The following is a 21,604-nucleotide window of genomic DNA, read 5'->3' as shown; positions in this document are numbered from 1 at the left end:
CTCCCGTTTCATCCCCCTATACGTACCGAATGGATATCCACACGCTGCAGCAAACCGTCGTCGACGCACTGGAAGACATCAAGGCCAGCGACATCGAGATCATCGATGTGCGCAAGCTCACATCCCTGTTCGACCTCGTGATCATCGCCAGCGCAAACTCGAACCGCCAGACCCGGGCGCTTGCCGGCAACGTGCAGGAAAAGGTCAAGGCTGCCGGTGGCGAAGTCCTCAGCATCGAAGGCGAGGAAACCGGCGAATGGGTGCTGGTCGACCTCGGTGATGCCGTGGTGCACATCATGCAACCTGCCGTTCGTGCCTACTACAACCTGGAAGAGCTCTGGTCTGCCACCCCGGCCGCACATCGCCGCGTCTCGGGTGAAGCGGCCGTCCGGGGACGATGAGACTGCTAGTCCTGGCCGTCGGCACCCGCATGCCTGACTGGGTGACGATCGGCTGGCAGGAATTTGCCCGACGCCTGCCGCGCGAATGTCCGCTGGAATTGCACGAAGTGAAAGCCGAGCCGCGAACCTCCGGCAAGCCGCCTGCCGCGCTGATGACGGCCGAGGCTGAACGTCTGCGTGCCGCTCTGTCTGCACGCCGCCGGCTGGTGGTGCTGGATGAGCGTGGCGACGATCTGAGTACCCGCCAGCTCGCCCAGCGTCTGGAAAAATGGCAGGGCGAAGGCGACGATGTGGTGTTCCTGATCGGCGGCCCGGATGGTCTTGATCCGACCCTGAAGGCCGAAGCACACGAGCGTATCCGCCTCTCCAGCCTGACGCTGCCACACGCAATGGTGCGTCCGCTGCTGGCTGAAGCGCTGTATCGTGCCTGGTCGCTCAGCCACAACCATCCTTATCACCGAGAGTGAGCCATGGCATCCACTGTCCTGCCTCCGCGCGTCTATCTTGCTTCGCGCAGCCCGCGAAGGCGGGAGCTCCTGACCCAGATCGGCATCGAATTCGAAACCCTGATATTCCGGGCGCCCCCCCGGGACGACCTCGATGTGAGCGAAGAAGTACTTCCCGGCGAAGATGCCGCAACCTATGTCCAGCGGGTGGCCCTGGCCAAGGCCGAGGGTGGCCTGGCGCGCCTGCGCTGGCGGAGTCTGCATTACCAGCCGGTACTCTCCGCCGACACAACGCTGGATCTTGATGGCGAGATCATCGGCAAGCCCGAGGATGCCGATCACGCCCGCGCGATCCTGCGTCGGCTGAGCGGACGCAGTCACCGCGTCTTGACCGCGGTGGCGGTGGCGGACCGGGAGCGCATGGCGCATCGTCTGTCGATCAGCACCGTGACTTTCCGCACGCTCAGCGACATGGACATCGACCATTACATCGCCAGCGGCGAACCTTTCGACAAGGCAGGCGCGTATGCCATCCAGGGCCGTGCAGGCGCCTTCGTCCGCGAAATCCATGGCTCCTACTCGGGTATCGTAGGCCTTCCCCTGTTCGAAACGGCCGAACTGCTGGCCGAATTCGGCCTGGGACACTGACACACATATGAACCGACCACGCAATCCACGCCCACTGCCTGACCTGCCCGAAGACTCACTCGCCCTGGCCTTTCTCGTGGCCAGCGACGCACTCGCCGCCGTTTCCCGTGGTCACGCGCTGAACGACGGCCTGCAAGGGCTCTGGCGCGCCTGGCCGGCGTTGCCTGCGGGCACGCGCGGCGCAGTACAGGATCTGCTCTACGGCTGCCTGCGCGATTTCGGCCGGGGCCGCCATCTGCTTGCCGGCCTGATCGATCGCCCGCTCGATGAAGCCCGTATCGAAGCCTTGCTGCTGCTGGCACTGCATCGCCTAGAGGCTCGCCTGGAGCAGGCGCACACCATCGTCGATCAGGCCGTCGAAGCGGCAGCCCGGATTGCCCGCGGCCGCCTGAAGGGACTCGTCAATGGCGTGCTGCGCAATGCGCTACGCCAGTGGCCCGAACTGCTCGCGCGGGCAGACGGAGATCCACAGGCGCGCTACCGCCACCCCCTGTGGTGGCAGCTTCTGGTCAAACGCGCCCATCCCAACGATTGGGAAACCGTGCTGACCGCCAACAACACCCATCCGCCCATGGCGCTGCGCCTCAACCGGCGCCGGACCACGCTCGCGGCCTATAGTGCCCAGCTCGAAGCAGCCGGCCTGCGCTGGCGTGCGCTGGGAGAACACGCCCTGCTGCTGGAGCAGCCCTGTCCGGTCGGTCGCCTGCCCGGGTTCAGCGAAGGCCTGGTCTCGGTGCAGGACTGGGGCGCGCAGCAGGCCCCGCAGTTGCTCGACCTCTCCCGCGGCCAGCGGGTACTCGACGCCTGCGCAGCGCCTGGTGGCAAGACAGCCCATCTCCTGGAAACCACCGACATCTCGCTGGTGGCACTGGAGCTGGTGGAGGCCCGCGCTCGGCGCGTGGAAGAGAATCTTGCCCGTCTGGGGCTCACCGCCGAACTGCGCACCGCCGACTGTCGCGATCTGGAAGCCTGGTGGGATGGACGCCCTTTCGACCGCATCCTGGCCGACGTACCCTGTTCGGCGTCGGGTGTCGCGCGTCGCCATCCCGACATCAAGTGGCTGCGTCGGGAAGAGGATGTTGCCGGTTTTGCAACGCAGCAAGCCGAAATTCTGGCTGCGCTCTGGCAAGTGCTGGCGCCCGGCGGAAAAATGCTTTATCTGACATGTTCGCTCTTCCCTGAAGAAAATGCCCGTCAGATGGCGCGCTTCGCTGCAGGGCTCCGCGATTGCCGGCGAGTCCGCCTGGCTGATGGCAGTTTCGAACAACAATGGCTACCCACCGCAGAACATGACGGCTTCTACTTCGCCCTGCTGGAGAAAGTCGCCTGAGCCGATCCGCGCGATCTGGCACAGTCTGCTCGCCATTCTAGTCCTGTCGGCCACACTGATGCTGGCTTCGCGCCCTGCGCAAGCCAATGACACACGCTTCCGTTCGCACGAACTGGTGCAGGTGGATGATTCCGTCGTCCTCAACGCCGCCGTCACCATGACACCTGGCGCCCGCCTGCAGGAATTGGTCGACAGTGGTCTGTCGGTACCCTTCCGGCTGGAATTCGTGCTCACCCGCCCGCGCTGGTACTGGCTAGATGAAACGGTCATCTCGCGCAATCTGGATCTGCGGCTTTCCTATCACGCCCTGACACGCCAATACCGTCTCGCCGTCGGCAGCATCCATCGCAGTTTCGCGGAATTCGACGATGCGCTGCGCGCCATGCTTACCGTCCGCAACTGGGAAGTGGCGGACGGGCGAAATCTGCGCGAACGGCGCGATTACAAGGCTTCGCTGCGCTTCCGGCTGGACATCACCCAGCTTCCCAAACCGTTCCAGGTCGCCGCTTTCGGTGACAGCGAACTGGACCTTTCCACAGGCTGGGTCAGCTGGCAGGTCCGCATCGACGACACTGGCCACGAATGAAGCGCCTGCTCGTCATTGTCCTCGCGCTGGGCGCAATCCTGCTCTTCCTGCTCGCATCGGCCGGCGCGAACACTTCCCTGTTCGCCCGTCATTATCCGCTGCTGCTGGGGTTGAACTTTGCGCTGGCACTCGCGCTGGCCGTGCTCGTAGGCATCCAGCTGCGGGGGCTGTGGCGGGAATACAAGCTGCGCCAGTTCGGCTCCCGCCTCAAGCTCAAGCTGATGGGCATGTTCCTGCTGCTGGCCATCCTGCCCGGGTCGCTGATCTACCTGATCTCGGTGCAGTTCGCCGTACATTCGATCGAGTCCTGGTACAACGTACGCGTGGACTCCGCGCTGGAATCCGGCCTGAATCTGGGCCGCAGCGCACTCGATGCACTGGTCGACCAGCTGGGAGAACGCAGCCGTGGCATCGCGCTGGAGTTGGGCGACCATGGCACGCCAAGCCTGCCGGCGCTGATCCGCGTACGTGAACAGCTGGATGCCGACGAGGTCAGCGTCATTTCCACCAGCGGCCGCGTGATCGTATCCACCGGAAGCACGGACAGAACCCTGGCGCCGGATGTCCTGCCCTCCCAGCAACTCCGTCAGGCGCGCCAGGGACGCGGCTATCGTGCCGTGGAAGCACAGGAAGACCGCCTGATCATGCGCGTGGTGGTGCCCATCAGCAGCCGTCTGCTGCAGGCCGACCCCCTACTGTTGCAAGTACGCTCAGCCGTACCGGATCTGCTGGCGCAAAGCGCAGAACGCGTACAGGATCTGCACCAGGACTACCAGGAGCTGCTGCAATCCCGTCAAGGGCTCAAACGTATCTATCTGATCACCCTCACGCTGGCGCTGCTTCTGGCCATGTCCGCGGCGATGGCCGTGGCCTTCATGTTCGCCCGTTCGTTGTCCGCACCGCTCTCCATCCTCGCCGAAGGCACTCAGGCCGTGGCGGCTGGCGACTACTCGCCACGCCAGGCGCTGCCGGCGCGCGATGAACTGGGCATCCTGACCCAATCCTTCAACCGGATGACGCGCCAGCTCCAGGATGCTCGCGCACAGGCAGACAAAAGCAGGGCCGCCGTCGACGCCTCCCGCGCCTATCTTGAGAGTGTGCTGGCGAACCTCTCTGCCGGAGTTCTCGCATTCTCCCCCGAAGGAGAGCTACGGGCAGCCAACCGGGGAGCGGTCACCATCCTGCAGGATGAGCTCGTCGGCTTCGAAAATCTGCCGCTGGCAGCCTGGGAAGTACACCACCTGTTTCGCGACACCGTAATCAAAGGCTTCGTCGAGCACGAAGATGACTGGCATCAGCAGATCGACATCGAGCATGCGGACGGACGCATGCAGACCCTGCTGCTGCATGGCTCGCAACTGCCCGAAACCTCGGGCGGCGGCTTCGTGGTGGTGTTCGACGACATCTCGGAACTCATCAGTGCCCAGCGCAACGCAGCCTGGGCAGAGGTCGCACGGCGACTCGCGCACGAAATCAAGAATCCGCTGACACCGATCCAGCTGTCTGCCGAACGCCTGCAGCTCAAGCTCGGGGATCGTCTGGACGAGGCTGGCCGCACAATGCTCGAACGCGCCACGGCCACCATCGTCAACCAGGTGGAAGCCATGAAGCAGCTGGTCAATGGCTTCCGTGACTACGCTCGCCTGCCTGCGCCGACACTGGCCCCCCTGGATCTCGATGCATTGTTGCGCGAAGTGCTGGTGCTCTACGACGGCGCGGCCGTGCCGATCAGCCTGAACCTTGCCGCAGATCTCCCACTCGTTCAGGCCGACGCCAGCCAGATCCGGCAAGTCATCCATAACCTGCTGCAGAATGCGCAGGACGCCGTGGCGGATAAAGCCGCCGCCGAAATCCAGTTGGTTACGCGCGTGGATGGCCGACGCGTGGAAATGCTGGTACGCGACAACGGCGCGGGCTTTCCACCGGCGATCCTTGCCCGCGCGCTGGAGCCCTATGTCACCACGAAACCCAGAGGCTCCGGGCTCGGCTTGGCCATCGTGCGCAAGATCGTGGAAGAACATCGAGGCGAGATCCTGCTGGCCAACCGGCCCAGCGGTGGAGCCGAGATTCGTGTGCGGCTGCGCCTGGCCAAGGTATGAGCCTTGGCTGTTGCGTAGTCACAACACTCTGGTAGGCTTGTAGTCATGGCAAAGATCCTGGTTGTAGATGACGAAGTCGGCATCCGCGAATTGCTGCAGGAGATCCTGCGCGACGAGGGTTACGATGTCGCGCAGGCCGAAAATGCCGCCAGCGCACGCGAGGCACGGCAAAATTTCCAGCCCGACCTCATCCTGCTCGATATCTGGATGCCCGACACCGACGGCATCAGTCTGCTCAAGGAATGGGCGGCAGGTGGACCTCTGGATGCGCCGGTGATCATGATGTCGGGGCATGGCTCCATCGACACGGCCATCGAAGCGGTCCGCTTCGGCGCGCTGGATTTCCTGGAAAAGCCCATCGCCCTGCAAAAGCTGTTGGCGACGGTCAAGCGCGGCCTGCAACGCCAGACCAACAAACCTCGCCAGCACCCACTGTCCTTGTCGGCCTTCCGTTCGGCTGCGTTGCGCGATCTGCGCAAACGTCTGGAACAGATGGCACAGAAATGTCGCCAGATCCTGCTGCGCACTGGTCCCGGCTCGCTGGCCGAGTTGTGTGCCCGTAGCTTGCATGCTTCCGGCACGCCCTGGCTGGATCTGGGCAATCTGCATCAGCCGCTGGATCTGGGCACGCTCGAAGATGCCAAGGGCGGTCTGCTCTTCGTCGAGGAGTTGCAACGACTGGGGCGCGCTCAACAGAAGAACCTGGCGTTTGCCCTGGAAAGGCTGGAGCGATACGACCTCCACCTGCTGATGGCCACCACCTCCACCCCCGAGCAACTACTGACCGAAGGCTGGGAGCCTGGCCTGATCGCACGGCTGTTCGACATTAGTCTGGTTTCCCCGTCCCTGCTGGAGCTCAAGGACGAAGTGCCGGAAATTGTCAGTCGACTGCTGATTCATTTCAGCGAAAGTGGCGAAACACCCTCGCGACGATTAGGGTCGGCTGCGCTCCATGCGCTGCGCAACACGCCCTGGGGAGGTGGTTTTGGCGAGCTCAAGGCGGCCATTCGTTCACTCGCATTGGGCGCGCTCAACGAGGAAATCAGTGCAGATGAAGTCGTGCGTTTCGTCTCCCGCAACGCGAATGCCGCGTTGGCATTGCCCCTCGATCTCCCCTTACGGGAGGCACGTGAGAGCTTCGAACGCATGTATTTCGAGCATCACCTGCAGCTCGAAGACGGCAACATCACGCGCCTGGCTGAAAAGACCGGCCTTGAGCGTACCCATCTGTACCGCAAGCTCAAACAACTGGGCATTCAGGTCGGACGCCGCCAAGGCGACGCCTAGCCGCTATCGCCCGCCGCCCGGCGGCCCTTCCGCCCGCAAGACTGGCACAATTTCTGCAATAGCGCATAAGCTCGGCTCCAAAGAAGAGCCGTCGATATAATTAGAGATTGTGACAATTGCGGGGGCCGGGTAGTGGAGACCAGTAGTAACAAAATAAATACAGATGTAGCGCTTTCGAGCACGGTGCAGCGCCTCAGGAAGCGACTGCTGCGGGGAGTGGGCCAGGCGATCGCCGACTTCAACATGATCGAAGAAGGCGATGTGGTGATGGTCTGCTGCTCCGGCGGCAAGGATTCCTTTGCGCTGCTCAGTCTGCTGACGAGCCTGCGCGAACGCGCGCCGGTGGACTTCCGCGTCATTGCCATGAATCTCGATCAGCGTCAGCCAGGTTTTCCGGCCGACGTCCTGCCGACCTACTTCGAATCCATCGGAGTCGAATACAGGATCGTCACCGAAGATACCTATTCGATCGTCAAGGAGAAGATCCCTGAAGGTAAGACCACCTGCTCCCTGTGCTCCCGCCTGCGCCGCGGCATCATTTACCGCACGGCCAGCGAACTGGGCGCAACCAAGATCGCGCTGGGCCACCACCGCGAGGATCTGATCGAAACCCTGTTTCTCAACATGTTCTTCGGTGGCAAGCTCAAAGCCATGCCGCCCAAGCTGCGTTCCGATGACGGTCGGCATACCGTTATCCGTCCGTTAGCTTACTGCGCCGAAGCTGATGTAGCCAGGTTCGCGCGTGCCATGGAATACCCCATCATCCCCTGCAATCTGTGCGGCTCCCAGGAACAGGCACAGCGCAAGCAGACGAAGGCATTGCTGGCGGATTGGGAGCGTCAGTTCCCGGGGCGTATCGAATCCATTGCCACTGCCCTTCAGAACGTAGTGCCCAGTCACCTGGCCGATGGCAGCCTGTTCGACTTCAAGACGCTCTCACAGCACACTGGCGACTTGCCTCCTGAAACCCTGTTCGATGATCCTGTGCCGGAAGCCCGTATCCCGGCAGTGGCTCCCATCGCCTGGACGATGCCCGTCAATGACCTCCGCAACGCCAGTGACCACGCCCCCCAGCTTCATGAGGAGCTCGCCCGTGACTGACACCTACATCCTCGTCGCCGAGGTTTCCGGTGACCAGCCATTGCATGGCAAGCTCGGCTCGGTGGAAACACAACGCGCCGTGGAACGTTGCCGCAACCGCGCCGAGCGTGCGATCGAGGCCTACCTGGGCAAACACATCAAGGCAGAAGGACGCCAGTTGATCGCCCATTTCCCGCGCGGAGAAAATGCAGCGCTTGCCGCATTCGACATGCGCGACCGGGTCCGCCAGCTTCCCCCGGTTTCCGGCGTAGCTCTGGCGATCAATATCGCGGTGCATGCACGTACCACCGAGGATCCAGCAGACGATGTCGCACAAAGTCTGGCCAGGGTCTGCCCCAGCGGTCAGATTCTTGTCAGCGAGGAAGCCGCCGAGGGGTTTCCGCCCAATATCCGCGAACAACTTGGCACGGCAGACCTGGACGCGCCCCCTGACCTCTATCCGCAACCTCTGTATGTATTCCGTACCGGCGCTACGCTGGCGGGCACCATGGCAAAGGCTGGGGAGCCTGCAACGGCGCCAGCGGCGTCAACCTCACCTGCGCCTGCAGCCCGATCGGATGCGGAGACTGTCGCACGCCCTGTAGGCATGCGCGGTTCATTGATGCTGCGTCACAACAAGAACAACCTCAGCGTTTCCGATCGCCAACCCGTCGTCCTCGCTGGGCGTGAGGAAGGCAACGATCTGGTCATCGCCGATCGCCGTGCTTCCCGGCATCACGCCCGTATCGAGTGGCGTCAGAACCACTTTATCCTGATCGATACCAGCACCAACGGAACTTACATGGTCGACGATGAAGGGCACGAAGTGGTTCTGCGACGTGGAGAAACAGATCTGCCCAAGCGTGGCCGCATTGGTTTCGGCTACTCGCCGACAGAGGTCGGCGCAGAAGTCGTGTTCTTCGATCTAGGCCATCGCTAACCTGGCTGGAAAGCAAAAGAACCGCCCACAATCATCCGGGCGGTTCTTTTTTATTTGTGCATAGAACAAGGTGAAGCGCCATCTGGGCTTTCTTACGCTGCTACGCGCACGAAAACGCTGCCTGATCAGCTAATCCGGCTGGCTGACAAAGGCGATCTTGGTCAGACCGGCACGCGCAGCCGCCGCCATCACCTTGGCCACGCCCTCGTAAGGCGTCGTCTTGTCGGCACGCAGATGAATCTCGGGGGCGTTGGCAGCATCCGCTACGCGCTCCCCAGCGGCCTTGAACCGCGTCTCCAGTGCGGCTTCATCCACCCGCTCACCGTCCCAGAAGAATTCAGAGGTCGGCGTCAGTGCAATCTCGATGCGCTCCGGTGGCGCCAGCAACTCCTGGCTGGATGTCCTTGGCAACTCCACTTTCACTGCATGCGTCAGCAAGGGGGCGGTCAGGATGAAGATCACCAACAGCACCAGCATCACGTCGATCAACGGCACCATGTTGATCTCCGCCATGGGCGCGCCGCCGCCTTCCTTGTTGAATCCGCCGAAAGCCATCACGCAACCCCTTGATTAAGGGACACGACACGCCCGTTCTGGTTCATGGCGCCAGTGGTCAGATAAGCGAAGAGATCATGGGCAAAGGCATCCAGCCCCGACAGCGTGAGCCGGTTGTGCCGTGTGAAGACGTTGTAGGCGACCACGGCGGGCAACGCCACGGCAAGCCCCAGGCCAGTCATGATCAGGGCCTCACCGACAGGCCCGGCCACCTTGTCCAGCGTACCGGCACCACTCATGCCAATGGAAACCAGCGCGCCATATACGCCCCAAACCGTTCCGAGCAGACCGACGAAAGGTGCTGTGGAGCCAACAGTGGCCAGGAGAGTCAGTCCATTCTCCAGCCGTGCAGTCTCCTCATCGATCACCTTGCGCATGCCACGGGTCAGAAACTCTCCCAGAGAGCCGGCTTCGCCCAGCTTGCCGCCTCCGATACGCTGATGATGATCACGCGCGAAGATTGCATGACTGGTCAGGTGCGAAAAGGGCTCGTCTGCCCCGTGTGTACTGATCTCGTTGCGTACTTCCTCGATGGAACTGGCATTCCAGAACATCTCGACGAAACGCGCCGAATTGCGCCGCCGCCGAAGATTGCTCACGGCCTTGGTCGCAATGAAATACCAGGAAGCCAGCGACATCGCCAACAACACCACGAACAGCGTCTTGCCCAAGCCATCGGCCTGAGAGATGAAGTGGGCGAAGCCCAGGGTTTGAGTTTCCATGATCGATCTGATTTCTGTAGCAGGGGGATAAATCTGTGGTGGCGCTCAACGATCAAGCGCAAAGGCAATCGGAATGCGGACCCAGGTAGTGACCGCCTGGGGACCGCGACGCGCCGGTTCAAAACACCAGTTTGCAACGGCTTCGCGTGCCGCGCGGTCCAGGCGGGAAAAGCCGGAACTGGTGTCGACTAGCACTTGCAATGCGCGCCCGGCCTCGCTGACTTGTACCCGCAACCACACCGTGCCTTCTTCACCCAGCGACCGGGATGCGCGCGGATACTGCGGCTTAGGGTTATGCAGATAGTCGGCGTCGTGACGCGCCCCCTGCTCGGCCTCTCCTGCGCCTCCGTCACCACCGCCCCCCTTGCCTCCCGCAGCAACCGGTGCGACCTTGCCACTGCCTCCTTCAGGAACTACGGCGGGAGCAGGGTCGATCGGCGGGGGCGGTGCGGTATAGGCCGCCGGAGCTACGGCAGCCGGTTCAGGGGGCGCCTGGATGACAGGTGGCGTCACCGGCACAGGTGGAACAGGTTTGATCTCGCGAACAGGCTTCACTGGCTCCTGGCGCTTCATCGGCAGAGGCTTCGGAGCCTCCACCACGGGCTCTGGCGGTCCGGCAGGCGCAGGGGCAGCTGCCACCAAATCGATACGCAAAGGCTTTGCCAGATGCTGCACCACCGGCTGTACCAGCGCCATCAGCCCCAGCGCAGCCAGCAGGTGAAGGCCGCCCACGGCCAGAAGACTGAATGTGCGCTGCGAAAAACTCAGGGGCGTCGATGCTGTGAAGTACATGTCACCTCCCGATCCTGCGGGCAAGGCTGACAGGCCGGCCTTCACACAGGCACGGGCAGGAAACGCCCAAAATCGCCTCAGAAGGCGGCAGCAACACGCATCGTTTCATGAAGACCACGCAGGAAACCACTCAATACAAACAAATCTTAACGCGATCTATTCTCATTAGAAAGCACTAATCGCGACAGAGGACATGGCAGTCCTGAAACCTTGCGTCAGATCAGAGAAAAGGGAAGCAGCGACACCCGGGCAGAGGCGCGATGAAGGCCCTGATGTCAGGACTCGTAGGGATCGTCCTGATCCAGCAGCGCCCGCTGTCGCACCACGAACTCCTGCGTGGAATCGATTCCCCGAAGTTGCAGGATGGTGTTGCGCACGGCAGCCTCCAGCAACACGGACAGATTTCGCCCGGCAGCCACCGGTAACACCACGCGACGCACTGGAACACCCAGCACGTCCTGCGCGTCCTCGCCATCATAGGGCAGACGCAAGGGCTCATCCTGGGCGAAAGAACGTCGTTGCAGATGGGCGATCAGCTTCAGGCGCATCTTCCTGCGGCAGGCCGTCTCGCCAAAGATGGTGCGAATATTGAGGATGCCCAGCCCCCGAACCTCCAAAAAGTCCTTGAGCATCTCCGGACAACGCCCTTCCAGAACATTGGCGGCCACGCGCGAAATCTCGACCACGTCATCCGCCACCAGGCCATGCCCCCGGGAGATCAATTCCAGCGCCAGCTCGGACTTCCCCGCACCAGAATCGCCGGTGATCAGCACGCCGACACCGAGTACATCCATGAACACGCCGTGCAGGGAGACCCGCTCAGCCATCTTGCGCGACAGATAACCGCGCAGGACTTCGATCACCCTTGCGGACTCCAGTGGCGAAGCCATCACCGGCACGCCCGCTTCATCGCAGGCACGACGCACGATCTCAGGCACTTCGCAGTCATCGGCCACGATGATGCCCGGCGGTGGAGAGGTGATCATCCCCAGCATGTACATGTCCAGCCGCTCGCGCGTCTGCTGGCGCGCCCAGGCAAACTCTGCCTCGCCCATGATCTGCAGGCGGGAAGGGTGGATCATGTTCAGGTGGCCGACCATGTCGGCTGGCCAGACCTTGCTGTCTGCCGCGCTCAGGAACGTGTCGAGACGCCCGGCCACATGGCGCAGCTGCAGCGCCCCGCGGTTGGCCTCAAACAGCTGCGCTACGCTCGCCCGCCGCATGTAGGCTCCAGTCGTCGAACAACGCGAACACGGCAGCCGCATCCGGCGCCACATATAGCGCCTCGCGCAGCACCTTGTCACTGAACATCTGTGCCAGCTCCGCCAACAGGCACAAATGACCTTCGGTGGCTTGCTCAGGTGCCAGCATGATGAAAAAAAGGCGCACGGGCTGACCATCCAGCGCAGCGAACTCAATCGGTGCAGCGGTGCGGACAAAAGCGCCTAAAGGCGTCTTGAGCCCCTTGATGCGCTGATGAGGAATCGCGATCCCCATGCCCAGTCCGGTGGAACCGAGGCGCTCGCGTGTAAGCAAGGCTTCCGCGATCTTTCCCGCGCCTAGAGAATGCTGGCGGGCAAACAAATCGCCGATGGCTGCGAACAGGTCCTCACGACTGCTGACTTCCAAGTCAACAAGGATGCGTTCGGGCGCGAGGATCTGGGCGACAGGATTCATGCTCTCTCTCAAGTCACTTTGCCTCGGCCTGGCCCGGATCGCAGGATCGGGCAGCCTGCCGGGAATCGGCCAGGGGGTCGCAGACAAGCTCACGGCGGGTCTCCGAAGGGAGCCCGCCGTTACGGGTTGATCAATGCCTGAACTCAGGCAGGCGCATTATATGCCCGGCCAGACAGAGGTAAACCCACTCTTCAGATTGACCTCACGCGGCCTTTCATTCCGCGCCGACAGCACGCTTCACGGAGTCATAGCCGTGATCTGCCGCCTTTTCCTTGTGCTTGACGACCTGGCGGTCGAGTTTGTCGGCCAGCGCATCGATTGCGGCATACAGATCATCCGCTTCGCTCTCGACATGGATGTCCTTACCGCGCACATGCACGGTCACGTCGGCCTTCTGTTTCAGCTTCTGCACCGAGAGGGTGACATGGGTCGCCGTCACATGATCGAAATGGCGGATGACCCGATCGAGCTTGGACGTCACGTATTCACGCAACGCGGGAGTTACGTCCAGGTGATGTCCGGTGATGGTGATATTCATAAGGCACTCCTCTCTCTTCAGTTGACTACTGCTAGATCGACTTGCGCTGACTGACCGGCGGGATATTGAGGGACTCGCGGTACTTCGCGATCGTCCGCCTTGCCACCACGATACCCTGCTGGCCCAGAAGTTCGGCAATTCTGGCATCGGACAGCGGCTTCTTGCTGTCCTCGGCCGCGACCAGCTGGCGAATCAGCGCCCGAATCGCCGTGGCCGAACATGCGCCACCGGTATCGGTAGACACATGACTGCCGAAGAAGTACTTGAGTTCAAACACCCCCCTTGCCGTTGCCATGTATTTCTGTGTGGTGACCCGCGACACTGTGGATTCATGCAGCTCCAGCTCCTCGGCGATCTCGCGCAGGGTAAGCGGACGCATGGCCACCTCGCCATGATCGAAGAACTGGCGCTGACGATCGACGATAGCCTGCGATACGCGCAGGATGGTGTCGAAGCGCTGCTGCACGTTCTTGATCAGCCAGCGGGCCTCCTGAAGCTGCGACGAGAGCGAGCTGCTCACGCCACGGTTGTTCTGCAATATATCGGCGTATACGCGATGGATCCTGAGGCGCGGCATCGCCTCCGGGTTGAGGCTGGCGCTCCAGGCACCGCGCACCTTGCGCACCACCACATCCGGGATCACATAACGCGTGTCGGTATCCGCGAACTGCGCCGCCGGACGCGGATTGAGGCTACAGACCAGCTCCTGCGCAGCACGCAGCGCATCGTCATTGCAACCAAGGCGCCGTTTCAGCCTCGCGAAATCCCGTGCGGCCAGCAACTCCAGATTGCCATCGACAATCCCCATCGCCAATTGACGAACTTCGCCCTCAGGCAGACCACGCAGCTGCAGCAGCAGGCATTCCTGCAGGTTACGTGCACCGATCCCCACGGGATCAAGGTTCTGCACGTGATGCAGCGCGATTTCCAGCTCTTCCAGCTCCACATCCCATTCAGCAGGAATCAGCGGCAATAGTTCGTCGAGCGCCTGGTTGAGCCAGCCATCGTCATCCAGCGCTTCGACAACCAGTTGCACCAGAGCCCGATCCCGGTCGGTGAGCGGCATCAGTGCGATCTGGCTCAGCAGGTGCTCACGCAGCGAAGTCGTGGCGGCTTGGAACTCCTGGAAGTCCGCATCTTCATCATCGTTGTTGCGCGAACCGCTGCTGCCTTCGTTGCGCCATTCGGCAGCTTCGCCGATGTCATCGTCCGACACCGACTCGTAGGCATCGCTGATGTTGTCCGGCATCTCGGTGACGCCCGGCGCCTCGTGCTCCTCGTCACCACGCGGCAAAGATTCGCCACTGAATTCTTCCGCCAATGCCACAGGCGCCTCAGCCACAGGCGCAACAGCGCCGTCGTCATCCTCACCCCCTTCGCGCTCGAGCATCGGATTCTCGAGCAGGATGCGTTCGATCTCCTGGTTCAGTTCAAGCGTGGACAGCTGCAGCAGCCGGATGGATTGCTGCAGCTGCGGCGTCAGCGCCAGGTGCTGGGAGATGCGGAGTTGTAAGGATGGTTTCATTCGCCGGACCGGTCTGCAGCTCTTCTGTTCTTGCTTACATGCGGAAGTGTTCGCCGAGATACACCTGTCTCACCTGGTCATTCTGCACGATTTCGTCAGGTTTGCCGCCAGCCAGCACCTCTCCCGAGTTGATGATGCAGGCGTGATCACAGATGCCCAGGGTTTCCCGCACGTTGTGGTCGGTGATCAACACACCGATATCACGGGCCTTCAGGTAGGAAATGATCTTCTGAATATCGATGACCGCAATCGGATCGACCCCAGCAAAAGGCTCATCCAGAAGGATCAGGCGCGGGCGGGTCGCCAGTGCGCGGGCGATTTCCACGCGGCGGCGCTCCCCACCAGAAAGGGATTGCGCCGTCGCATCCCGCAGGTGCGAGATGTTCAGTTCGTCCAGCAATTCGTCCAGCCGTTTTGCCTGTTCCGTCTTGCCGAGCTTCTGCAGCTCCAGTACAGCCAGGATGTTCTCCGACACCGTGAGCTTGCGGAACACGGAATTTTCCTGCGGCAGATAGGACAGACCCTGATGGGCTCGACGATGGATGGGCCAATGGGTGAGGTCGGTGCCGTCCAGATGGATGCTGCCGCCATCCGCGCGCACCAGGCCGACGATCATGTAGAAACAGGTGGTCTTGCCTGCACCATTCGGGCCCAGCAAACCGACGACCTCGCCGCTACCGACCTCGAAGGAGACATCGTGCACCACGGTGCGCGACTTGTAGCGCTTCTGCAGATTACTGACCCTGAGCAGACTCATCGAACGGTTCTTTCAAAAGTTTCCTGATCACTTCCGTCGCGAACCCACGCGACTGCAGAAAGCGTGCCTGGCGCGCCCAATCCTGTCGATCCCGCGGCGGCTCGCCGAACTTCCGGCCCCACACTGCCCTGGCGCGGGCCAACTCATCCTCTTTCAGCGCATCCCCGAGCGCCTCGGCAGCCTCTTCGCCTGCTACGCCGCGCTCTCCCAATTCGCGCCGTATCCGTGCAACCCCCATGCGCGATGCACGGTTGCGCACGAAACTCTCGGCAAACCGGGCGTCAGACTGCAGGCCGGTTTCCTGAAGGCGTGCCAATACTGCATCCACATCTTCCGCATCGGCATCCTTGTCCAGCAACTTGCGCCGCAGTTCCTGCAGGGAATGCTCACGCGTGGCGAGCAGGCGCAGCGCACGCGCCCGCAGTGGCGCCAGCCGGTCGTCGCTCAAGCCTCACCCGTAGCGACGACAGCAACCGGCACCACACCGACCGCCTCACGCACGCGATTCTCGATTTCCACCGCCAATGCCGGATTGGCACGCAGGAATTCACGTGCATTGTCCTTGCCCTGACCGATCTTTTCACCGTTGTAGGCATACCAGGCGCCGCTCTTGTCGACGATCTTGTGATCGACGCCCATGTCGATCACTTCACCTTCGCGCGAAATGCCTTCCCCGTAGAGAATGTCGAAGTGGGCTTCCTTGAACGGAGGAGAGACCTTGTTTTTAACAATCTTGACCTTGGTTTCGGAGCCCACCACCTCGTCCCCCTTCTTGATCGTGCCGGTGCGACGGATGTCGAGGCGTACGGAGGCATAGAACTTCAACGCATTACCGCCGGTCGTGGTTTCGGGATTGCCGAACATCACGCCGATCTTCATGCGGATCTGGTTGATGAAGATGACCAGCGTATTGGTGCGCTTGATGTTGGCCGTGAGCTTGCGCAAGGCCTGACTCATCAGACGGGCCTGTAGGCCGGGCAATTGGTCGCCCATCTCGCCCTCGATTTCGGCCTTGGGGGTCAACGCGGCGACCGAGTCGATGACCAGGATGTCCACGCCACCGGAGCGCACCAGCATGTCGGCGATCTCCAGTGCCTGCTCACCGGTGTCGGGCTGCGAAATCAGCAGATCCTCGACCTTGACGCCCAGCTTGGCTGCGTACTGCACGTCCAGCGCATGTTCGGCATCGATGAAGGCAGCCGTGCCGCCGATTTTCTGCATTTCGGCGATCACCTGGAGCGTCAGCGTGGTCTTGCCGGAGGATTCCGGCCCGTAGATCTCGACCACACGGCCACGCGGCAGCCCACCGATGCCCAGCGCGATGTCCAGCCCCAGCGAACCGGTGGAGACGGACTGGATGTTCTCTTCCAGCTTGCCATCGCCCATGCGCATGATGGAGCCCTTGCCGAACTGCTTCTCGATTTGCGACAGCGCGGCGGCAAGCGCCTTGGCCTTGTTCTCGTCCATGAACTGGTTCTCCGAAAGATTGAATTGATTATGGCACAGAGCTTGCCTATCCGGTCCGCCGCAAGCCCCCGAATAAAGCGTTGCGGGATTTCAGACAGACACGAAAGCTGTATAAATATACACCACAACACAATCCCGGCAACGGACACCTGAAACGCAGTGTCAAGGAGCGTTAAGACGCTTGGCTGCTGCCCCTCTCTTCAGCGAACATCGCGCCACCCATGCACCGTTAATCAGGCGCCACGGCGGCAACGCCGGGACGAACGTATTTCATGCCGCGCTCATCCTTCATCGCGTTTGCCTTGTCCTGCGTCCTGCTGGCGGCCTGCCAGAAAGGCGAAGCGCCGGCAGGAAACAATGCGCAGGGAGCATCACCCAACGCACAGCAAGGCAGCAGCGGCCCGCGCGCCCAGCTGGTTGCCACGACGGTCAGCCGTACGGAGGATGTCCCGCTGCGCATCGAGGCCCAGGGAAACACTCTGGCCCTCGATGAAGTGGATATCCGTCCCCAGAAGAACGGCATGATCACGGCCATACACTTTCGCGAGGGGAATGAGCTGAAGGCCGGGCAGCTGATGTTCACGCTCGATGCCCGCGATGACGATGCCAACGTGGGCAAGGCGGAAGCTGCCGTCGCCAGCGCGGAAGCCGGCGTGACGATCGCGGAGCGCGACCTGGCCCGCTCGCAGGAGCTTTACGAGAAGCAGTACATCGCCCCGTCCGCACTGGATACTTCGCGCAACCGCCTCGACACCGCACACGCCAACCTGCGCCAGGCCAAGGCGGCGCTGGAGCAGGCCAAGGTCAGCCGCTCCTACACACGTATCACGGCCCCCTTCGATGGCCGCGCTGGCGTCATCAACGTCCGCCCTGGCAGCCTGGTGACCTCCACCTCCACCGCAACCGCACTGGTCCGCCTGACCCGCATGGATCCGATCGGAGTCAGCTTCTCCATCAGTGAAAGCGACATGCCACCGCTGCTCGATGCACTGCGCAAGGGAACGGTCCCGCTCACCGCACAGACCATCGCACAGGCCACCTTGAAGGGGTCGGTGAATTTCGTCGACAGCAACGTCGATCGCACCTCCGGTACGCTGCTCGTCAAGGGCAGCCTGGACAATCATGACCGCCTGGTCTGGCCGGGCCAGTTCGTCAATGTCCTCGTCGAGGCCGGGGAACTCAAGGATGTCGTGGTCCTGCCCACGCAAGCCGTCGTCAATGGCCCGGACTATCGCTTCGTCTATGCCGTGAAGGATGACCAGACCGTCGAACAGCGCCGAGTGGAAGTGCTGCGCATCGTCGACCAGAAAGCGGTGATCCGGGGACTGCCGGCAGGCGTCAAGGTCGTGCTTGAAGGCACGCAGAATCTTCGTCCGGGCGCCCACATCCGCGAAAACAGGAGCGATGCAGCGCAAGGCAGCAGCGCTGCACCCTCAGGGCCCGTAGAGATTCCGGACGGGTTCAAACCACGCGATCCAGCACGCTGGGAAGCCGCCAATGATGAAGAGAAACGCCAGATGATCGCCCGCTGGCGCGAGCGCCAGGCCTCCAAGGCGGCGGGGGCACAATGAGACTTTCCGAGCAGAGCATCCACCGGCCAGTCGCGACAACGCTTCTCTGGCTGGCGATCATGATTGGCGGCATTGCCGCCTGGTTCAATCTGCCGATTGCGGCACTGCCTTCCTTCAACCAGCCGATCATCCAGGTCAGTGCCAGTCTGCCCGGCGCCAGCCCTGAGACTATGGCGTCTTCGGTGGCGACGATCCTGGAGCGTCAGTTCTCGACGATCTCCGGCCTGAAGATGATGACCTCGACGAGCCAGCTGGGCAGCACGTCGATCACGCTGGAATTCATCCCTTCGCGCGACATCGATGCCGCTGCCGTCGACGTACAGGCAGCGATCATGCGTACCCAGCGCCAGTTGCCCAAAGACATGACCAACCCGCCGAGTTACCGCAAGGTCAACCCGGCCGATGACCCGGTCCTGTTCATCACCATCGACTCCCCCTCGATCTCGCTGGATCAGCTCAACGATTACGCCGACAACCTGATCTCGCCCACGCTGTCCACGCTCGACGGTGTGGCCCAGGTCACCATCAACGGGCAGAAGCGCTACGCGGTCCGCATCACGGTAGACCCGGTCAAGCTCGCTTCGCGCGATCTTTCCATCGGCGAGCTCTCCAACGCACTGGCGGCCTCCAACTCCAACACCCCTCTGGGCGCCTACGACGGCGAGCGGCAAACGCTCGTGATCTCGGCCAACGACCAGTTGATGAATGCGGCTGATTTCGTCCGCATGATCGTGGCCACCCGGAATGGTCAGCCAGTACGCCTGTCCGATGTCGCCACCGTCGCGGACAGCGTCGAGAACATGAAGAGTGCGAGCTGGGTCAATGGCAAGCGCGCGATCAACCTGCAGGTGCTGCGCCAGCCCAGTGCGAACACGGTCGCCGTGGTTGATGCCGTGCGGGCGGCCATTCCCCGGCTGAAGGCCCAGCTGCCGGCATCGGTCGACATCCAGATCCTCAACGACCGCTCCTTGTCGATCCGCGAATCGATCCACGACGTGAGCCTCACCATGCTCCTCACCATCGGGCTGGTGATGCTGGTGATCCTGCTATTCCTGCGCCGCCTGTCGGCCACGCTGATCCCGTCGGTTTCGTTGCCCGCTTCGCTGCTGGGCACCTTCGGCCTGATGCTGTGGTTCGGCTACAGTCTGGACAACATCTCGCTGATGGGGCTGACGATTGCCATCGGCCTGGTCGTGGACGATGCCATCGTCGTTCTGGAAAACATCGTGCGCCACATCGAGAACGGCGAGAAGCCCTTCCCGGCGGCGATCAAAGGCGTCCGGGAAGTCGGCTTCACGGTGATCTCGATCACGGTTTCGCTGATCGCCGTATTCATCCCGATCTTCTTCATGCCCGGTACGATCGGCCTGCTCTTCCACGAATTCGCCATCGTGGTGACCCTGGCGATCTCGGTTTCTGCCCTGGCGGCGCTGACCATCATCCCGATGCTCGCAGCGCGCTTCGTGCGCCATCACCATGAAGAACGCAAGGCACCGCTCTGGAGCCGTGCGTTCGAAAGCCTGTTCGACCGGGTGCTGCGTGCCTACAGCCGCAGTCTGGCCTGGACCATCGAACGGCGCTGGCTGATGCTGCTGGTGGCGCTGGCGACCTGCGCAGGCACGGTGTGGCTGTATGTCATCATGCCTAAGGGATTCTTCCCGGATGAGGACATCTCGCAGGTGCGCGCGCCCGTCACGCCGGCGCAGGACATGTCCTGGCAGGCCACGCGCGATCTGGTCACGAAATACGACCAGAAGATCCGCACCCATCCGGCGGTTCAGGATGTGGTCTCCAACATGAACAGCAGCGGCAGCAGCGGGTTCATCTTCATCACGCTCAAACCCAAGGCCGAGCGGGCGCCGATGAAGGAAGTGCTGGAAGAGCTGCGCAGGGAGACCAGCAGTATCGTCGGCGGTCGCATCTCGTTCTCGGCGATCCAGAACCTGCGTCTGGGCGGCCGCAGCTCCAACGCGCGCTACCAGTACACCCTGCAATCGGTGGACTACGACCTCGTCGCCACCCAGGCCGACCGCATGCAGCGCCGCCTGCGTGAATCCGACCTGCTCAAGGACATCAATACCGATGCCGAACGGGGCGCAGTACAGGCCAAACTGATCATCGACCGTGATCAGGCCCTGGCCCTGGGGGTAGACATGCAGAGCCTGCGTACCGTGCTGAATGCTTCGTTCAGCGAGCGGCAGGTCACCTCCATCTACGCACCACAGGACAACTTCCCGGTTCTGATGCAGTGGGACGAAAAGTACCGGGGCGATGAAAGCGCGCTGGATTTCGTGCGCGTCCGAGCCAAGGGCGGCCAGCTCATCCCGGTCACCGCCTTCGCCCGCATCGAGCGCCGCGCGGTCAACAGCACGGTCAATCACCAGGGCCAGATCGCGTCCGTGACGCTATCGTTCAACCTCGCGCCGGGTGTCACGCTGTCACAAGCCATCGGCGAGGTGCTGAAGATCAAGGAAGACCTGGCCATGCCATCCAACGTGTTCGGCAGCTTCGGGGGCGACGCAGCGGTCTATCAGGACTCGCAGACCAGCCAGCTGTGGCTGATCCTCATCGCCATCGCCGTGATCTACGTGGTGCTGGGTGTGCTCTATGAAAGCTGGATCCACCCGGTCACCATTCTCGCCGGGATCCCCTCGGCAGCCGTAGGTGCCCTGCTCTCGCTGCGCCTCGCCGGGCTGGAGCTCACCTTCATCGCCATGGTCGGCATCCTGCTGCTGATCGGCATCGTGAAGAAGAACGCGATCATGATGATCGACTTCGCGCTGGAGACCCAGCGCAGCGAACACGCTTCGCCGAAGGACGCCATCCTGACCTCCAGCCGCCTGCGCTTCCGCCCGATCATGATGACCACGCTGGCGGCCATCATGGGTGCGCTGCCCATCGCGCTGGGCATCGGAGCCGGCGCCGAGCTGCGCCAGCCCATGGGGGTGGCGATCGTCGGCGAGCTGATCTTCTCGCAACTGATCACGCTCTACATCACGCCCTCGCTGTTCCTGTCCTTCGACTGGCTGCAACACAAACTGGGCCTTTCGAGCAGGAAAACCCCGCCTACCCGCCACTGACGTGGTGGCACGGTTCCCGAGCCAGCCTCTCGGGAACCGCCCGGTACAAAGCGCAGCCCTGTCGTACGGCGGATCACTCGCGAGAGATCCGCTGGTCGCGCGT

21 protein-coding genes are annotated in these 21,604 nt (G+C 62.3%); 11 read left to right on the top strand and 10 right to left on the bottom strand.

Going from position 1 to position 21,604, the window contains the following annotated elements; genetic code table 11:
* Window positions 1–29 precede the first annotated feature (29 nt).
* The 9 genes from rsfS to BGI27_RS00285 all read left to right on the top strand — a co-directional run bounded on the left by rsfS (window position 30) and on the right by BGI27_RS00285 (window position 8,817).
* Complete coding sequence (gene rsfS, locus BGI27_RS00325; protein ID WP_095522943.1) at window positions 30–401, top strand: ribosome silencing factor; 372 nt, start codon at window positions 30–32, stop codon at window positions 399–401.
* Window positions 398–868, top strand: coding sequence for a 23S rRNA (pseudouridine(1915)-N(3))-methyltransferase RlmH (gene rlmH / locus BGI27_RS00320; protein WP_095522942.1), 471 nt, complete (start codon window positions 398–400; stop codon window positions 866–868). Before rsfS ends, rlmH begins: the two co-directional genes overlap by 4 nt.
* Before the next feature lie 3 nt (window positions 869–871).
* Window positions 872–1,495 carry a Maf family protein gene (locus BGI27_RS00315; protein ID WP_095522941.1) on the top strand — a complete coding sequence of 208 codons (624 nt, stop codon included), beginning with the start codon at window positions 872–874 and terminating at the stop codon, window positions 1,493–1,495.
* A 7-nt stretch (window positions 1,496–1,502) separates the two neighbouring features.
* On the top strand, window positions 1,503–2,825 hold the full coding sequence (rsmB, locus tag BGI27_RS00310) for a 16S rRNA (cytosine(967)-C(5))-methyltransferase RsmB (protein WP_095522940.1): 1,323 nt from the start codon (window positions 1,503–1,505) through the stop codon (window positions 2,823–2,825).
* Entirely contained in the window at window positions 2,785–3,411 is a 627-nt protein-coding gene (locus BGI27_RS00305; protein ID WP_170942864.1) for a DUF4390 domain-containing protein, read from the top strand. Before rsmB ends, BGI27_RS00305 begins: the two co-directional genes overlap by 41 nt.
* The gene (locus BGI27_RS00300) at window positions 3,408–5,510 is read left to right on the top strand and encodes a sensor histidine kinase (RefSeq protein ID WP_095522938.1); all 2,103 of its coding nucleotides are present in this window, start codon (window positions 3,408–3,410) and stop codon (window positions 5,508–5,510) included. Before BGI27_RS00305 ends, BGI27_RS00300 begins: the two co-directional genes overlap by 4 nt.
* Window positions 5,511–5,555: 45 nt before the next feature.
* Window positions 5,556–6,797, top strand: a complete 1,242-nt coding sequence (locus tag BGI27_RS00295) for a sigma-54-dependent transcriptional regulator (RefSeq protein WP_095522937.1) — start codon at window positions 5,556–5,558, stop codon at window positions 6,795–6,797.
* A gap of 132 nt (window positions 6,798–6,929) precedes the next feature.
* A complete protein-coding gene (gene ttcA / locus BGI27_RS00290) occupies window positions 6,930–7,898 on the top strand; it encodes a tRNA 2-thiocytidine(32) synthetase TtcA (RefSeq protein ID WP_095522936.1) in 969 nt (322 codons plus the stop codon).
* Window positions 7,891–8,817 carry an FHA domain-containing protein gene (locus BGI27_RS00285; RefSeq protein WP_170942863.1) on the top strand — a complete coding sequence of 309 codons (927 nt, stop codon included), beginning with the start codon at window positions 7,891–7,893 and terminating at the stop codon, window positions 8,815–8,817. Before ttcA ends, BGI27_RS00285 begins: the two co-directional genes overlap by 8 nt.
* Window positions 8,818–8,946: 129 nt before the next feature.
* Here BGI27_RS00285 and BGI27_RS00280 read toward each other — a convergent pair whose 3' ends face one another.
* The 10 genes from BGI27_RS00280 to recA all read right to left on the bottom strand — a co-directional run bounded on the left by BGI27_RS00280 (window position 8,947) and on the right by recA (window position 16,850).
* The gene (locus BGI27_RS00280) at window positions 8,947–9,372 is read right to left on the bottom strand and encodes an ExbD/TolR family protein (RefSeq protein ID WP_095522934.1); all 426 of its coding nucleotides are present in this window, start codon (window positions 9,370–9,372) and stop codon (window positions 8,947–8,949) included.
* Entirely contained in the window at window positions 9,372–10,094 is a 723-nt protein-coding gene (locus BGI27_RS00275) for a MotA/TolQ/ExbB proton channel family protein (RefSeq protein ID WP_095522933.1), read from the bottom strand. Before BGI27_RS00275 ends, BGI27_RS00280 begins: the two co-directional genes overlap by 1 nt.
* A 45-nt stretch (window positions 10,095–10,139) precedes the next feature.
* Complete coding sequence (locus BGI27_RS00270) at window positions 10,140–10,886, bottom strand: energy transducer TonB (RefSeq protein ID WP_095522932.1); 747 nt, start codon at window positions 10,884–10,886, stop codon at window positions 10,140–10,142.
* 275 nt (window positions 10,887–11,161) lie between these two features.
* Complete coding sequence (hprK, locus tag BGI27_RS00265; protein ID WP_095522931.1) at window positions 11,162–12,109, bottom strand: HPr(Ser) kinase/phosphatase; 948 nt, start codon at window positions 12,107–12,109, stop codon at window positions 11,162–11,164.
* Entirely contained in the window at window positions 12,078–12,563 is a 486-nt protein-coding gene (locus BGI27_RS00260) for a PTS sugar transporter subunit IIA (RefSeq protein ID WP_095522930.1), read from the bottom strand. The genes hprK and BGI27_RS00260 overlap by 32 nt, the downstream gene beginning before the upstream one ends.
* A 214-nt stretch (window positions 12,564–12,777) precedes the next feature.
* Window positions 12,778–13,101, bottom strand: a complete 324-nt coding sequence (gene hpf / locus BGI27_RS00255; RefSeq protein WP_095522929.1) for a ribosome hibernation-promoting factor, HPF/YfiA family — start codon at window positions 13,099–13,101, stop codon at window positions 12,778–12,780.
* Window positions 13,102–13,132: 31 nt separating this feature from the next.
* Window positions 13,133–14,626: an RNA polymerase factor sigma-54 gene (locus BGI27_RS00250; RefSeq protein WP_095522928.1), complete on the bottom strand. Its 1,494-nt coding sequence runs from the start codon at window positions 14,624–14,626 to the stop codon at window positions 13,133–13,135.
* A 34-nt stretch (window positions 14,627–14,660) separates the two neighbouring features.
* Window positions 14,661–15,383: an LPS export ABC transporter ATP-binding protein gene (lptB, locus tag BGI27_RS00245; protein ID WP_095522927.1), complete on the bottom strand. Its 723-nt coding sequence runs from the start codon at window positions 15,381–15,383 to the stop codon at window positions 14,661–14,663.
* Complete coding sequence (gene recX / locus BGI27_RS00240; RefSeq protein ID WP_223871497.1) at window positions 15,361–15,831, bottom strand: recombination regulator RecX; 471 nt, start codon at window positions 15,829–15,831, stop codon at window positions 15,361–15,363. The genes lptB and recX overlap by 23 nt, the downstream gene beginning before the upstream one ends.
* The gene (gene recA, locus BGI27_RS00235) at window positions 15,828–16,850 is read right to left on the bottom strand and encodes a recombinase RecA (protein WP_095522926.1); all 1,023 of its coding nucleotides are present in this window, start codon (window positions 16,848–16,850) and stop codon (window positions 15,828–15,830) included. The genes recX and recA overlap by 4 nt, the downstream gene beginning before the upstream one ends.
* 272 nt (window positions 16,851–17,122) lie before the next feature.
* Between recA and BGI27_RS00230 the strand changes: the two genes are divergently transcribed.
* Entirely contained in the window at window positions 17,123–18,421 is a 1,299-nt protein-coding gene (locus BGI27_RS00230; protein ID WP_095522925.1) for an efflux RND transporter periplasmic adaptor subunit, read from the top strand.
* Window positions 18,418–21,501: an efflux RND transporter permease subunit gene (locus BGI27_RS00225; RefSeq protein ID WP_095522924.1), complete on the top strand. Its 3,084-nt coding sequence runs from the start codon at window positions 18,418–18,420 to the stop codon at window positions 21,499–21,501. Before BGI27_RS00230 ends, BGI27_RS00225 begins: the two co-directional genes overlap by 4 nt.
* Window positions 21,502–21,604 lie beyond the last annotated feature (103 nt).

This window comes from Candidatus Dactylopiibacterium carminicum (assembly GCF_014736495.1).
Taxonomy (GTDB): domain Bacteria; phylum Pseudomonadota; class Gammaproteobacteria; order Burkholderiales; family Rhodocyclaceae; genus Uliginosibacterium; species Uliginosibacterium carminicum.
The sequence above is the reverse complement of the archived record's forward strand: the minus strand, read 5'-3'. Positions and strand labels throughout refer to the sequence as shown.